Source organism: Halomonas shantousis, assembly GCF_054654615.1.
In genome coordinates, this window is sequence record NZ_BAAIER010000002.1 from 260449 (window position 1) to 274612 (window position 14164).

A 14164-nucleotide genomic window follows, 5' to 3' on the forward strand; every position below is an offset into this window, starting at 1 on the left:
ATGCCATGAGCTGGTTAGAGGCTATAAGTAACCTACTAGAGCGAGCATGTCGCTATATTGCTGGCTTGGGATTGCTCGCCGTTATGCTCGTTACGGTAGCTGATGTAGGGACGCGTTATCTTTTTAAGCTAACCTCGGGCTACATAGGTTTAACGATTTCCGGAAGTGTTGAGCTGGTAAGCTATTTATTGCTCGTTTCTCTGTTGGCAGCCATGGCCGCCAACGTAGAGAAAAGCCAAGTCGTGGTCGAAGCCTTTACTCATAAACTCCCAGAGAGCGTCAAGCGAAGAATAGCCGGGCTGTATCTGCTAGGTTTCTTTGCGGTGGGATCAATACTTGCTTGGGGCTTATGGGAAGAGGGGGTAAGCGCCGCTCAGTTTGGAGAGGTAACGCAGGATCTAGCAATATCAATGGGGCCTATTTACAAGGCTTCCGCTGTCCTAAGCATGACCTTCGCGCTGAGATGCCTGATCCAGGCGGTGCTCGGGATGGTATATAGCATTGAAGGAGAAAACGTCCATGAGCTCTGAGCTTCTCGGAGGAGTAGGCTTGTTAGCGCTTCTAGCGCTTATGATTCTTCGTGTACCAATAGCGTTAAGCATGCTGACGGTGGGGGTGGTCGGCTTCTCTCAAGTCACCACTTGGGGCGCGGCTGTAGCAATGGTGAAGTCTGTACCTGTTGAGGTGCTTTCAAACTATAATTTTAGCGCTATTCCCATGTTCATCTTAATGGGCGTGTTAGCCTCGTACTCCGGTATGGCTAAGAAGCTGTTTGTTGCCTCGAAAAGCATGTTTGGGGGCTGGCGGGGCGGAATGGCACTAGCCGCAGTAACTTCGTGCGGTGCTTTCGCTTCGATTTCAGGTTCTTCCTTGGCTACAGCCAGTACCATGAGCCGGGTAGCTCTGCCTGAAATGGAACAAAATGGATATGCTAGCTCGCTTGCCACTGGTGTGTTAGCAGCAGGTGGCACACTTGGCATTATGATTCCACCGAGCATCGCACTTCTTTTATATGCCATATTGACTGAACAACCTGTTGGAGACATGTTTCTGGCTGGCTTGGTCCCGGGTGTTTTGGGGCTGGTATTCTATGCTTTAACCGTAGCTATAGTCGTTAGAATCAATCCTGGGCTTGCCTCTGCCGGTACGCCTAATCGGCTAAAGGATAAAATATTGGCTGCTTTAGGGTTGATTCCGTTTCTAGGTGTCTTTCTGGTAATAGTAGTTGGTATCTATGCCGGGCTGTTTACTCCAACGGAGGCTGCCTCTGTCGGTGCCTTTATAACCATGATTTATGCTATAGCCAAAGGGGTTAGAGCAAGAAGAATATGTGAAGCCATCTTTGAAACGGTTGCGCTTTCTTCGGTAGTTTTCTTTATGATAGCCGGCGCTGAGGCATTGGGCTACTTCATCTCTGTATCGCGTATTTCTTTTGAGGCTGCCAATTATGTAATGGGGTTGGGACTGTCTAATCTAGGTGTCCTTTTGTGCATCATTCTGTTGTATTTTGTGCTTGGATGCTTTATGGATGCGATTGCCATGCTTCTCTTAACTGTGCCCGTAGTATATCCTATTATCAGTACATTAGGCATAGATCCCATTTGGTTCGGTATCGTAACGGTTCTCACCGTTGAGCTTGGGTTGATTACGCCGCCGGTGGGGTTAAATGTCTTTATGATAAAGGCGATGGCGCCGCACGTTGGACTGGGGGAGATATTCAAGGGAGTAATGCCATTTATAGTTTCTGATCTAGTGCGGCTGTCTTTGATTATCATATTTCCTGCTATCGTAACATTCATAATCATATAGATAAGTATGCAGTGTTATAGCTGTTAAGCTAACCGGTTGTACTATTGGCGCGTATGACAATAGCGATTACCGGCTTGCCGTAAGGTTGGCTACAACCGCCTAGAGGCTAGAGAAGATTTATGAAGCATGAGCCTCAGTGGGATCATTAAATTAATTGTACGGTAATTTAATAAGGAGAAGGGCATGGATCAGACGTTTCGTGTAGGCATAATCGGTGGGGGCATCGGAGGGGTAGCTTTAGCCTGTTCACTGCAGGAGCAGGGTATTGATTACCACCTCTTCGAGCGTGCCCAGGCTTTCGGCGAAGTAGGGGCTGGCGTGCAAATGACGCCTAATGCGGTCAAAGTACTGAAGGCGCTCGGTTTAAAAAACGACCTATATAATATTGGCTTTTTACCAGAGGCAATGGTTGGCCGAAACTGGGAAACAGCTGCCGAACTGTTCAGAACGCCTCTCAAGGATAGCTCGACGAAGGCTTATGGTGCTGAATTTTTCCATGTTCACCGTGCTGATCTTCACACCATTCTAACCCAGGATATCCCTGAGGATCGTGTAACTTTCGGTGCCCAATGTACTGATGTGCTCCAGAGTCCAGGATCCTCTACCGCTATTTTTGCTGATGGTACCCGTTTCGAAGCAGACTTGATTGTTGGTGCAGACGGTATCCATTCGGCGGTGCGAGGAGCGCTATGGGGAGAATATGACCCTAAATTCACCGGCCATATGTGCTGGCGTGCACTGGTGCCGGTCGAGGAGCATCCGCTCCCCTTTGTAAGCCCAGATGCATCCTTTTGGATGGGGCCTAACGCTCACGTAGTGACTTACTATGTGAAAGGGGGTAAGGCCGTAAATATTGTAGCAGTTACTGAAACTGATGAATGGATTAAAGAGTCTTGGACCGAACCCAGTTCAACTCAAGAGCTTCTTGATGCATACAGGGGATGGCACTCTAACCTGACACAGCTGTTCGAACGTACGGACCCCAGCCAGACCTTTAAGTGGGGGCTATTCGATCATGATCCTATGGCACGCTGGTCCATCGGCCATGCCACTCTTCTAGGCGATGCAGCACATCCAATGCTGCCTTTCCTTTCCCAGGGTGCCGCCATGGCCATCGAGGACAGCTATGTACTGGCGCAGGCCCTTGTGCATTTTGAGGGTGACGTTCCAGCTGCACTAACAGCGTATGAGGATGAGCGCCGTGTACGTACCTCTCAGGTCCAGCTACAGGCTCGCGAGCGTGGCCGGACTTTCCACTTGTCTTCACCTGAAGAACTGCGCAAGCGAGATCTTGCTTATCAGCAAGAGCAGGCCAAGAACCCCAATGCTGTGGGTATCCGTGCGGAGTGGATATATGAATACGATGCCACGAATTGTCGGGAGCGCTTCGAGACAGAGCAATTAAAGGCATGAGTAATAGTGCGCCGGATAACGAAGCCTAGGCGTAATGCTATCTAGCATTACAAAGAATAGTCGGCTCTATTGGTTGATAATTGTCATGAGCTTTCTCTTGGCGAACGAAGTTGGCTTTCGGAGAGCTTAACCAGGAAAAAACGCGATGCAGAGAACCTATCGGATCGGACAAATTGTGCCAAGTTCCAACACTACAATGGAAACCGAAATCCCAGCGATGCTTAATGCCCGCCAGCTGATTCGGCCTGAGCGATTCACTTTCCATTCCAGCCGAATGCGCATGAAGCATGTAAAGAAAGAAGAGTTAGCCGCTATGGACGCTGAGTCCAACCGCTGCGCCTTGGAACTCTCCGATGCGCATGTCGATGTGTTGGGCTATGCCTGTCTCGTGGCAATTATGGCGATGGGGCATGGTTATCATCGTGAGTCCCAGAAGCGTTTGAGCCAAATTACCATCGATAATGATGCTTCTGCACCGGTTATTACCAGTGCTGGAGCATTGGTGGAAGGGTTAAGAGTATTAGGTGCCAAACGTATCGCTCTAGTCGCACCTTACATGAAACCGCTTACTGAACTGGTTGTAGACTACATCCAGAATGAAGGAGTAGAAGTTAAAGTCTGGCATGCCCTAGAAATTTCCGACAACCTTGCGGTAGCCCGCCATGACCCAGATAACCTTCCGAATATCGTTGCCGATCTAGATGTTGCGAACGTGGATGCCATTGTGCTCTCGGCTTGCGTGCAGATGCCATCACTTTCTGCTGTAGCCAAGGTCGAAGCCCAAACGGGAAAACCCGTTATCACTGCATCCATTGCTACTACATATGCCTTGCTCAAGGCGCTTGACCTAGAGCCCATCGTGCCTGGTGCAGGCGCGCTGTTGTCTGGGGCCTATTAAGTAAGGAGGAATAACGTGAATTACGGTTACGGTAAAAACATCCAGGCCAATGGTATTAGGCAGCACTATCTTTGCTACGGAAATAGCGGTAAGCCGCTTGTTATCGTTCCTGGTATCACGAGCCCCGCTATCACTTGGGGGTTTGTCGGTGAACGCCTGGGTCACCAGTTTCAGACCTATATTCTGGATATTCGTGGACGCGGACTCTCCTCGACCGGGGACGAGCTGGACTATGGGATTAATACCCTGGCGCAGGATCTAACGGCATTCATCGACGAATTGGGGCTGCATGACTATCTGCTCATTGGCCATTCCATGGGTGCACGTATCGCTAGCCGTGCCACGGCGCGCTTTCAGCTTTCTCCCGAAAGGCTGGTGTTGGTTGACCCGCCGGTCTCGGGTCCCGGCCGCCGGGCCTATCCCTCCAAGCTGCCCTGGTATGTTGATTCCATCCGTGCCGCGCTCAGAGGCATGGATGCCGAAGCCATGCGGGACTTTTGCCCGACCTGGACCGGCGAGCAACTCAGGCTGCGCGCCGAGTGGCTTCACACCTGTAACGAGGGCGCTGTGGTTAGGGCTTTTAATGACTTCCATGACGACGATTTTCATCAGGACCTTGGCCGGATCGATGCCCCGACCGCACTGCTAGTCGCAGGCAAGGGGGGCGTAATTCTGCCGGAGGATGAGAAAGAAATGCTTTCACTGAAACCGGACTTGGCCATCACTCGCGTGGAAAACGCTGGGCATATGATTCCTTGGGACGATGAAGAAGGATTTTATGCCGCGCTATCTCGTGTTCTCGAAACCCGCATCTGAACTATAAAGGAGGCTACCATGGCCGTCAGCGATAGCGACATGATCAACGCCTGGAGCGAAGTACTGACACTGTCCAAGCTTGAGCCCGGACAGACTGTCACCCTGTTAACCAGTCAGAACACGCATCCCCAGACCCTAGCCACCGCCCAGATTGCCGCCTCGCTGAAAGGCGCGCGAGTGATTCGTCTCGATTTGCCGCCAGTGAATGCGGACAAGGCCCATAGCCGAGACGCCTTGGCTTATTTGGGCACCACGCCACTGACCGGTAACAAGGCAGCTATCGCCGCATTAAAAGAGAGCGACCTGGTTCTCGACCTTATGACGTTGCTGTTTTCGCCGGAGCAAATCGATATTCTGAAATCCGGCACTAAAATTCTGCTCGCTGTGGAACCCCCCGAGGTACTGGTACGTATGGTGCCGACCCAGGCCGACCGCAGCCGGGTGCTTAAAGCCTCTGCCCGCATTGCGGCGGCCAAGGAGATGGCGGTCACATCGTCCACCGGGACGGACGTGCGCTTCGCGTTGGGCGAGTTTCCGGCCGTCAGCGAATATGGCTTTGTCGACGAGCCAGGCCGTTGGGATCACTGGCCGAGTGGTTTCGCCTTTACCTTTCCCGACGAGGGCAGTGCCAACGGCACAATCGTGCTCGACCGCGGCGATATTTTATTGCCGCAAAAAAGTTACCTTGGTTCTCCCATCGAGATGATGGTAGAGGCTGGCTATGTCACCGCCATCAATGGAGGCGTCGACGCTGATCTGCTCAAGGACTATATGGCAGCCTTCGAGGATCCCGAAGCCTATGCCATCTCGCACATTGGCTGGGGTTTGCAGAAGCGAGCCCGCTGGTCGACCCTGGGCCTCTACGATCGCGAGGCAACGCTTGGAATGGATGCCCGTGCCTTCGATGGCAACTTCCTGTTCTCTCTGGGCCCCAATAATGAAGGGGGCGGCAGCCGGACCACGACCTGCCATATCGATATTCCCTTGCGTCACTGCTCCGTCTACCTCGATGACGAGCCAATGGTGCACGATGGTGTAGTCGTAGAAGAGGCCCTGACATGAACTGCACTGAAGAGGTGGTATACGAGAGCCAAGGCTTCGGGGGAGCATTGCCGATCGTTGATAACGTTGCGCTGTTAATCATTGATTTTGTCAATGGTTTTGCAGACCCCGACATCCTAGGTGGCGGCAATATCTGCTCGGCGATTGAAGCCACCATACCGCTGCTGGCAGAAGCGAGGGAGCGCGATTGGCCTGTGGTGCACACACGTATCGTCTTTGCCGACGACGGCAGCGATCACAACGTATTTGCCAAGAAGGTGCCGAGCATGGGCCGGTTGACCGAAGCGCATCCAAACAGTCAGATTGTCTCGGAACTGGCGCCTCTCGCCGGTGAACTGGTCGTATGCAAACGGAATCCTTCCGCCTTCGCTGGGACGCTCTTGGCAGCTTGGCTTGCCGAGAAGCGTATCGGCACCTTACTGGTGGCCGGCTGCGTGACCAGCGGCTGCGTTCGTGCCAGTGTGGTGGATGCCATGTCGTGTGGCTTCTATCCGGTAGTGTTGGAAGACTGTGTTGGTGATAGGGCCTTGGGGCCTCACGAGGCTAACCTGTTTGATATGCGCCAAAAGTATGCTTCTGTCGAGACGAAAGACAACTTTCTGCAACGGTATGACAGATTAACTCTTTAAATCATTACCCATGCAAAGGAGCGGTTGCGTCCCAATTCGCTAGCTGCTCCTGATATGTTGGGTTAACATGCTGCCTTTATTAACCATTCGACTAATTAATATACGGTAATGTCCTATGGCAGGCAGCAATAGCAAAAAGCGTCCCGGCCGACCGGCTGGACAGACTGGTCTACGCGAGCAGATATTAGACGCCGCTGAAGTTTTATTTGCGGAGCAGGGATACGCAGGTGCTTCACTGAGGCATGTCGCACAGGCCGTAGGGGCTACGACCGCTTTAATCACGTACTATTTTAATACAAAGGAGAACCTTTTCAGGGAAGTTTTCATGCGGAAAGGCAGTGAGGTTGCAAATGCCAGGATGGCTGCTCTTGATGCGTTGTATGCTTCGGGGGATCAAGTCTCGGTAGATAGTTTGGTGAGAGCTTTCTTGTCACCTTCCAGCAAATTGCGTGAAACCAAGCAGGGGCGGGCTTTTCTCCGGCTACACGCAAGGTTGCATATGGAACCAGAAAAATTTTCTCTCGAACTTCGACGAGATGTATATGATCAATCTACAAAAGCCTATGCGAAAGCATTTCAAAAGGCATTGCCTAGCTTAGATGAGATAGCCGTCATGCGGCGGCTATCTTATATTATCGGTGCATATTTATACGCATTCTCCGGGACAAACAGGCTAGAAGAGCTAGCCCCGAATATTAATATAAAAGACGACAATGACCTTGAAGAAATGGTGGCATTTTTTACCGCAGGGATGATGCCTAAAAATAGCACCGGAAGCTTGCAGAATGTACCTCAATAGCTACCTGTTCCGGGAGCCGATCAAAACTACGGCCTGAGCGGCTTCACTGAGCACTGCCAAGCTCTAGGCGCCCTTCTGAATTGGCCGTAGCTTCGGCATCGAGACTCGCCATGGCCTACCCTTGTCGGGACAGGAACGTCATTCGTCATTCGGCCCGATGCCGCTGGAGTCATCATGTTTCCCGATTTTTCCCTGCGCTACGTGAAATTGCCGGAGCATTTCTATGTGCGTTTCGATCCCGTGCCGGTGAAGGCGCCCGAGCTGGTGGCTTTCAATCGCTCTCTGGCCGAGGAGCTGGGCTTCGATCTCGATGCGTTCGATGAGCGACAGGCCACGGCGTGGTTTGCCGGTAATGAGGTGCCACCGGGGGCCGAACCGCTGGCCATGGCCTATGCCGGCCATCAGTTCGGTGGCTTCTCGCCGCGCCTGGGCGATGGTCGCGCCGTGCTGCTCGGCGAGGTCACCGACCGCCACGGGCGGCTGCGGGATATCCATCTCAAGGGGGCGGGGCGTACGCCCTTCTCGCGGGGCGGCGACGGGCGCTCTCCGCTGGGGCCGGTGCTGCGCGAATATCTGGTCAGCGAGGCGATGCACACCATGGGCATTCCCTCCACCCGGGCGCTGGCCGCCGTCACCACTGGCGAGCGCGTCATGCGCCGCACGCTGGAACCCGGCGGCGTGCTGACACGCGTGGCCACGAGCCACATCCGCGTGGGCACCTTTCAGTACTTTGCCGCTCGCGGTGACATCGACGGCGTGCGCACGCTGGCCGACCATGTCATCGAGCGCCACTATCCTGAACTGCTCGAGCGTCCCGAATCCGAACGCTACCTGGCGTTGCTGGAGGCGATACAGCAACGTCAGGCTGCACTGATCGCGCGCTGGATGGGCGTGGGATTCATTCATGGCGTGATGAACACCGACAATACGGCCGTCTCCGGCGAGACCATCGACTTCGGTCCCTGCGCCTTCATGGAGGCCTACAACCCGCGCACCGTGTTCAGCTCCATCGACGAGGGCGGGCGTTACGCCTACGCCAACCAGCCCGGCATCGTGCAGTGGAACCTGACGCGCCTGGCGGAGACGTTGCTGCCACTGATCGATGCCGATCAGGATCAGGCCGTCGAGCGGGCCACCGAGGTGCTCAAGGCCTTTCCCGACCAGTACGAGGCCGAGTGGCTTGCGGTGATGCGTGCCAAGCTGGGGCTGGCACACGAAGAGGCGGGCGATGGCGAGCTGATCGATGCGCTGCTCGAGGCAATGCATGCCGGGAACGCCGACTTCACCCTGAGCTTTCGCCAGTTGTGTGCAGCCGCGGAGGCGCCCGAGGCGGCTGCGCCGCTGCTCGAGCTTTTCGAGCGTACCGAGGCCATCGAAGCGTGGCTCGTGCGCTGGCGCGAGCGCCTGGCGCAGGAAGAGGCCGATATCGAGACCATCGCCACGAGGATGCGCGCAGTGAACCCGCTCTATATCCCGCGCAACCTGCGGATCGAGGAAGCATTGAACGCCGCCTATGAAGGCGACTTCGCGCCTTTCGAGACCCTGCGCGAAGTCCTCGCCCGGCCCTTCGAGGAGCAGCCCGGACGTGAGGAATACACGCTGCCGGCAGCGCCCAGCGAGGCAGTGTTCCGCACCTTCTGCGGGACCTGAGCGGGTGACAGCCTCCACCTTTTCTTGACACGGGAGAGCATGCAGCATGATCAAGCGCATCATCCTGGCGGCCGGCCTGGCATGGCTTTTGATGAGCGGTACGGCGCACGCCATCTCGGAGGGCGAACGCCTCGCATCGTGGACGCTCGACGACCAGTTCGGCAATGCCGCCACCCTCGACGGGCAGACGCGCGTGCTGCTGGTGGCCAGCAGCCGTGAGGCGGCCGAGCTGGTCGACGAGGCCATCAAGGACTGGCCCCAAGGCTATCTCGAGGCGCGCGATACCCTGTATGTCGCGGATATCTCGCGCATGCCCGGGCTGATTGCCAGGTTCATGGCGATTCCCGCGATGCGTTCGGCGAACTACCGCATCCTGCTCGATCGCGACAGCCAGGTCGCGCCGGAGCGCCTGGGGATGAAGGATACGGTACTCTGGCTGCGCCTGGAGGATCGGCAGGTGCAGGAACGGCGGCTCTTCGCCTCGCCCGAGACCCTGCGCGATGCGCTGGAAACGCTGTCGCCATGACTCCGGTTGTCGGTACCCTGATCGTCAAGGCCGCACCTGCCGCTCGCCAATGTCGGCATCGTCGAGTTCTTTGATGAGCCTTTCCATCAACGCGTCTGCTGGCAGTGCGCGGGCCAGCGGGGCGCCCTGGCCTGCCCACTGTGCACCGAAGCCGTGCTCGCCGGTTGCCTTGGCGGCCGCATGCAGCGCCTTGCCGGCATCGTAGGCGAGCGGATAGCACGGCACGTCATTCGACTCCACGCATTCGCCGAGCGCCGTGAAGCGGTTGGCAAGACAGCGTGCAGGACGTCCGGAGATGGCACGTGTCATCACCGTGTGATGCGCCGCATCGCTGAACAGGGCGCGGCGATAGCCCTCGTCCGCCGCCGACTCGTCACAGCCGACGAAGGCCGTGCCGAGCTGCGCCGCGCTTGCCCCCAGGCGCAGTGTGGCGGCGATACCGGCGCCGTCCATGATGCCGCCCGCGGCGATTACCGGCACATCGAGTTCATGGACCAGCAGGCGTGTCAGGGCGAAAGTTCCCAACTGATCGTCGTCGCCGTCGGGATTGAAGATACCGCGATGGCCACCGGCCTCGTAACCCTGGGCGACGACCGCATGTAGGCCCGCTGCAACGAGGGCTCGCGCTTCATCGAGGTTCGTCGCGGTACCGAGCAGCACGATGCCGGCTTCCCGCAGTGCCCGAACCCATGCCTGACGAGGCAGCCCGAAATGAAAGCTCACCACCTTCGGCCGGACTGCAAGCAGCATGTCGAACATCGCCTCGTCATCGACGAAGCTGGTATAGATCTCGCCGAGAGCCACGGGCGGCTGAGCGTCCACGCGCTCGAACTCGGGACGCAGGCGTTCCAGCCAGGCGGTCTGGCGCGCGTGATCGGCACGTGCGGGACGATGACAGAACACGTTCACGTTCAGCGACTGTGTCGAGTGCGCGCGGAAGGTCTCGATCGCGGCTTCGGCGGCATCCGGTGTCATCGCTCCGACGCCGAGCGAGCCCAGGCCTCCGGCGTTCGTGACTGCGGCGGCCATGGCAGGCGTCGAAGTCCCGGCCATGGGCGCCTGAATGATGGGCCACTCGATGTCGAGCAGTTCGCAGAGTCGCTGCGGTGCAGTGGAAACGGTCATGCTCTCCTCCTTCGGTTTATCTGGGTATTCGCCAGCACATCGGCGTACACGGCAAGCGAGTGGGCGGCAAGCGCCCCGATGAGATGGCCGAAAGACACTTGGACGCCCGCACTATCATGCTTCGTCGACACGTTGCGCCAGGCCGTGGTCATGGCCGCACCGCAGCGTGCCGTATCCTGATCCAGCTATCGCCATCTTGGATCAGAAAAACGCAGCCAGGAACCGGATTGCCCGGCTCCTGGCTCGTGCAGCTCGACAGCCGGCCTGTCGGGACTCAGACGTCGACGTTCAGGGTGACGTCGATATTGCCGCGGGTGGCGTTGGAATAGGGGCAGACCTCATGCGCCTTGTCCACCAGCACCTGGGCCTGTTCCCGGGCCATGCCGGGCAGGAAGACATTCAGTTCCACCTCGATGCCGAAGCCGGTGGGAATCTGGCCGATTCCGACACTGCCTTCGATGCGCATATCATTGGGCAGCCTGGTTTTTTCCTGTCCTGCAACGAACTTCAGCGCACCGAGAAAACAGGCGGAATAGCCTGCCGCGAACAGCTGTTCGGGGTTGGTGCCCTCGCCGCCAGCGCCGCCGAGTTCGCGCGGCGTGGTGAGACGGACGTCGAGCTGACCGTCTGAGGATGTGGCGCGTCCGTCACGACCGCCGGTGGCCTGGGCATGAGCGCGGTAGAGAACTTTATCGATAGCCATGGTGGGTCTCCTTCCTGTAGTGACGACGGATATGTCGCCGAGTTGTATATCGCTAGCTATTTAATCGTGCACTATACATTTGGTCATAAAAACAGCTCGAGCCGGTCAGGAGGTCAGTCGCAAACATCGTTGAGTCGGTTGCGCAGCGTCAGCAGGTCGTCACGCAGCGATTCCAACTCCTGCGGCGTGCATTGACTGGCACAGCTCACGGCTTCCGGAACGGCTTCGGCACGCTGGCGTAATTCGCGGCCCGACTCGGTCAGCGCCACCTCGACCTGCCGCTCGTCCTGGCGGGCGCGTTGGCGCGTCAGCAGTCCCGCGGCCTCGAGACGCTTGAGCAGAGGCGTCAGCGTAGCGGAATCGAGAAACAGTTGCGTCCCGATTTCCGACACCGTCTGCCGATCCCGCTGCCACAGCACCAGCATCACCAGGTATTGCGGGTAGGTCAGGCCCAGCTCGCGCAGCAGCTTGCGGTAGAGCTTGTTCATCGCCAGTCCGGTGGAGTACAGCGCGAAGCAGAGCTGAGCTTCCAGTGCCAGCGATGAGGTCTCGGATGTCGGATCGTCAGTATGCATGTCGCCAATTTATATCGTGCGCTATATAAGAGCAAGCGATATTTTTTGTGCTGAGGTACGGAGGCTGCAAGGATTAGCCAGTGATTCACACTATCTGAACACATCTGCGTCATGGGACGCAGAAGGCGAGGCTGTCATGACCCTGGTTCTCAATACCCTGATTGTCCTGATGACGGTGGCCGGCATGGAGGCGTTCGCCTGGTTCGCCCACAAGTACATCATGCATGGCTGGGGCTGGGCGTGGCACCGTTCGCACCATGAGCCGCACGACTCGCCCGAACGCACCGGCTGGTTCGAGAAGAACGATCTGTATGCCGTGGTCTTCGCCGGCATTGCGATTGCCCTGATTGCTCTGGGCACGGCGGGGCGGTATCCGCTGCAGTGGATCGGCGCCGGCATGACCGCCTACGGTTTGCTCTACTTCCTTGCCCACGACGGGCTGGTGCATCAGCGTTGGCCGTTTCGCTACGTGCCGCGCCGCGGCTATCTCAAGCGCCTCTACCAGGCGCACCGAATGCATCATGCTGTGAATGGTAAGGACGGCTGCGTGTCGTTCGGGTTTTTGATTGCGCCGCCGGTGAGCACTCTGAAACGTCAATTGCGCGAAAAGCATGACGGGCCGCTAAGGCGCGAACAGCGCCAGTAGTGCATTGTGCCGGGAGACGACGATGCCCAGCGCCAGCAACAGCAGGATGATCCCGGCCAGCCGCTCGATGGTCTTCAGGCTGCGGCCCAGGTGCCGTATCAGCCGGGGATGTCCGGCCATGCGCGCCACGAGAAGATCCCAGCCGAGTACCACGCCGACCATCCACAGCGCATAGAGGCCCTGGATGGCGGGCGATGTGGCACGGGCGTTGAGCACGGCGAACAGGCTGGCATAGAAGAGGCCGTTCTTGGGATTGAGCAGTCCCGAGGCCAGTCCGGCCAGCAGCGCACCGTAGGAGACCTTGAGCGTGGCAGCGCTGGTGGCGGCTTCCGATAGCGGGCTCCGGCCAGCATGACGAATGAAGCGCCCGCCCATGTAAGCGAGAAAGCCGGCTCCCGCCAACTGCAGCAGCAGGAATGTCGTGCTGTCGTTATCCAGCGCCATCAGGCCGAACAGCGCCAGACCGATGAACAGGGCGTTGGCCAGGGCGATCCCCAGGCAGGCTAGCGCTGCCTGGAGGCGGCCCCGCACAATGGCGTAGCGCAGGATGAGAAAGAAGTCGGGGCCCGGACTGAGCAGGGCGAGAAAGTGGGCGCCGGCGACCAGCAGGAATTGTTGCAGCATGACGGATCTCCGCTCCGAACAGGCTGCCATTGTTGGCGCTGGAGGGGGCGGCGTATTGAAGGAAAGTGCGCCTCAGGATCGGATTGCTCGGCGCTCGACCCTCGGTCAGCGGCGGTAGCGCCCCGGCGTGGTGGCCACCCGATCCTTGAAGACGCGCTGGAAGTGGCCCTGATCGGCGAATCCCAGTTCCTGGGCCAGGCCGGCCAGATCGGCGCCCTGCTGCAGGCGCCGGCGCGCCTGTCGGATGCGTCGATCCAACAGCCAGGCGTGCGGCGTCAGGCCCGTCTCGCGTCGAAACAGGCGAATCAACTGATAGCGGCTCAGACCATGATCTCGCGCCAGCGTTTCCAGGCTGGGCGGCCGGTCGAGCCCCTCCAGCAGATGGGCCTGGATGGCCGCGAGCCGTGTCCGTGACGGCTCCGGCAATGCAATGGCGGTGCCGCCGCACCAGAGACGCTCGCTCAGGAAGGTGATCAGCTCGGCTTGCTTCTCTTCGCTCGACGCCGAGGAGAACAGCTGGGCGTTGAGCCGGCAGAAGGCCCGGTAAGCCGGAGGCGAGGCGACGACGAAGGCGTTCGCATGGGAGAGGGATGCCTCGTCACCCAGCACGTCGGCCACCCAGTCGGCATCCAGATACAGCATCTGATAGCTCCAGCTGAGCGCTGGCAGGGGATTGCAGGCGTGCACGACGTTGGCCGGGATGCTGACCAGACTGCCCGGCGTCAGGGTGAAACGCGCGTCCCGACACTGGAAAAGGCTGCGGCCACGATCCACCACGCCGATCGACAGGTTGGGATGGCTGTGTGCCCGGTAACAGGCCCGGCTGTGGCTGGCCCGACGGCTCTCGACGAAAGGCAGTGATGGATCGCGCCAGAACTGGCTCATGCGG

16 protein-coding genes are annotated in these 14164 nt (G+C 57.8%); 11 read left to right on the plus strand and 5 right to left on the minus strand.

Features of this window, described 5'->3' with window-relative positions:
• Nucleotides 1-5: 5 nt before the first annotated feature.
• The 10 genes from ACYQ12_RS01905 to ACYQ12_RS01950 all read left to right on the plus strand — a co-directional run bounded on the left by ACYQ12_RS01905 (nt 6) and on the right by ACYQ12_RS01950 (nt 9602).
• The gene (locus ACYQ12_RS01905) at nt 6-530 is read left to right on the plus strand and encodes a TRAP transporter small permease (RefSeq protein ID WP_459866891.1); all 525 of its coding nucleotides are present in this window, start codon (nt 6-8) and stop codon (nt 528-530) included.
• Complete coding sequence (locus ACYQ12_RS01910) at nt 520-1809, plus strand: TRAP transporter large permease (RefSeq protein WP_459866894.1); 1290 nt, start codon at nt 520-522, stop codon at nt 1807-1809. The genes ACYQ12_RS01905 and ACYQ12_RS01910 overlap by 11 nt, the downstream gene beginning before the upstream one ends.
• Before the next feature lie 183 nt (nt 1810-1992).
• The gene (locus tag ACYQ12_RS01915; RefSeq protein WP_459866897.1) at nt 1993-3222 is read left to right on the plus strand and encodes an FAD-dependent monooxygenase; all 1230 of its coding nucleotides are present in this window, start codon (nt 1993-1995) and stop codon (nt 3220-3222) included.
• A 145-nt stretch (nt 3223-3367) separates the two neighbouring features.
• Nucleotides 3368-4120: a maleate cis-trans isomerase family protein gene (locus tag ACYQ12_RS01920; RefSeq protein WP_459866900.1), complete on the plus strand. Its 753-nt coding sequence runs from the start codon at nt 3368-3370 to the stop codon at nt 4118-4120.
• A 15-nt stretch (nt 4121-4135) separates the two neighbouring features.
• Nucleotides 4136-4936 carry an alpha/beta fold hydrolase gene (locus tag ACYQ12_RS01925; RefSeq protein ID WP_459866903.1) on the plus strand — a complete coding sequence of 267 codons (801 nt, stop codon included), beginning with the start codon at nt 4136-4138 and terminating at the stop codon, nt 4934-4936.
• Between the two features lie 18 nt (nt 4937-4954).
• The gene (locus ACYQ12_RS01930; RefSeq protein WP_459866906.1) at nt 4955-5998 is read left to right on the plus strand and encodes a 2,5-dihydroxypyridine 5,6-dioxygenase NicX family protein; all 1044 of its coding nucleotides are present in this window, start codon (nt 4955-4957) and stop codon (nt 5996-5998) included.
• Entirely contained in the window at nt 5995-6627 is a 633-nt protein-coding gene (locus tag ACYQ12_RS01935; protein ID WP_459866909.1) for an isochorismatase family protein, read from the plus strand. Before ACYQ12_RS01930 ends, ACYQ12_RS01935 begins: the two co-directional genes overlap by 4 nt.
• Nucleotides 6628-6742: 115 nt before the next feature.
• Nucleotides 6743-7426: a TetR/AcrR family transcriptional regulator gene (locus ACYQ12_RS01940; RefSeq protein WP_459866912.1), complete on the plus strand. Its 684-nt coding sequence runs from the start codon at nt 6743-6745 to the stop codon at nt 7424-7426.
• A 174-nt stretch (nt 7427-7600) separates the two neighbouring features.
• Nucleotides 7601-9076 carry a protein adenylyltransferase SelO gene (locus tag ACYQ12_RS01945; RefSeq protein WP_459866915.1) on the plus strand — a complete coding sequence of 492 codons (1476 nt, stop codon included), beginning with the start codon at nt 7601-7603 and terminating at the stop codon, nt 9074-9076.
• A 46-nt stretch (nt 9077-9122) separates the two neighbouring features.
• Nucleotides 9123-9602 carry a YtfJ family protein gene (locus ACYQ12_RS01950; protein ID WP_459866918.1) on the plus strand — a complete coding sequence of 160 codons (480 nt, stop codon included), beginning with the start codon at nt 9123-9125 and terminating at the stop codon, nt 9600-9602.
• A gap of 24 nt (nt 9603-9626) precedes the next feature.
• Here the strand turns inward: ACYQ12_RS01950 and ACYQ12_RS01955 are convergent, their stop codons facing one another.
• From ACYQ12_RS01955 to ACYQ12_RS01965, 3 genes are all read right to left on the minus strand, one after another.
• Complete coding sequence (locus tag ACYQ12_RS01955) at nt 9627-10727, minus strand: NAD(P)H-dependent flavin oxidoreductase (RefSeq protein ID WP_459866921.1); 1101 nt, start codon at nt 10725-10727, stop codon at nt 9627-9629.
• 274 nt (nt 10728-11001) lie between these two features.
• Nucleotides 11002-11430, minus strand: coding sequence for an organic hydroperoxide resistance protein (locus tag ACYQ12_RS01960; RefSeq protein WP_459866924.1), 429 nt, complete (start codon nt 11428-11430; stop codon nt 11002-11004).
• A gap of 113 nt (nt 11431-11543) precedes the next feature.
• Entirely contained in the window at nt 11544-12005 is a 462-nt protein-coding gene (locus ACYQ12_RS01965) for a MarR family winged helix-turn-helix transcriptional regulator (protein WP_459866927.1), read from the minus strand.
• A gap of 136 nt (nt 12006-12141) precedes the next feature.
• On the opposite strand from ACYQ12_RS01965, the gene ACYQ12_RS01970 reads away from it, so the two are divergent.
• Nucleotides 12142-12651, plus strand: coding sequence for a sterol desaturase family protein (locus ACYQ12_RS01970; RefSeq protein ID WP_459866930.1), 510 nt, complete (start codon nt 12142-12144; stop codon nt 12649-12651).
• On the opposite strand, the gene ACYQ12_RS01975 is transcribed toward ACYQ12_RS01970, so the two are convergent.
• Nucleotides 12628-13275: a LysE family translocator gene (locus ACYQ12_RS01975; protein WP_459866933.1), complete on the minus strand. Its 648-nt coding sequence runs from the start codon at nt 13273-13275 to the stop codon at nt 12628-12630. The two genes, ACYQ12_RS01970 and ACYQ12_RS01975, sit on opposite strands and share 24 nt — an antisense overlap.
• Nucleotides 13276-13380: 105 nt before the next feature.
• Nucleotides 13381-14160 (minus strand): AraC family ligand binding domain-containing protein, encoded by a 780-nt coding sequence (locus ACYQ12_RS01980; protein WP_459866936.1) that lies wholly within the window; start codon nt 14158-14160, stop codon nt 13381-13383.
• Nucleotides 14161-14164 lie beyond the last annotated feature (4 nt).